Origin of the sequence: Anaerotignum propionicum (genome assembly GCF_024461735.1) — a bacterium.
GTDB lineage: Bacteria > Bacillota > Clostridia > Lachnospirales > Anaerotignaceae > Chakrabartyella.
The window spans coordinates 1-257 of the sequence record NZ_JANGAD010000034.1; the positions used below are offsets into that span (position 1 = coordinate 1).

Sequence of the window (257 nt, forward strand, 5' to 3'; positions counted from 1 at the left end):
TTTGAATAAAGACGATTACGCAGAAAATCTGTGGAACGAGTTTAAGACAGCATACGACAATGCCGTTAAGGGAATGAATGACGACAAGACGACAAAAGAGCAGGCTGATAAGCTTGCAGCAGACTTGAACGCAGCAGGTGCAAAACTTGAAGCGGCAGAAATTCCGGCTCCGACGATTCCGGAAGATGCAAAAGCAACTGTAATGGGAGTTACAAGTACAGAAGCAACTGTTTCATGGACGAAACTTCCAAGGGCAG

At 45.5% G+C, this 257-nt stretch carries 1 protein-coding gene; it reads left to right on the plus strand.

Annotation, left to right across the window (positions count from 1 at the left end):
• Window positions 1–257, plus strand: a 257-nt coding sequence (locus NE558_RS14300) for a hypothetical protein (RefSeq protein WP_256150840.1), incomplete at both ends; no start/stop codon positions are given.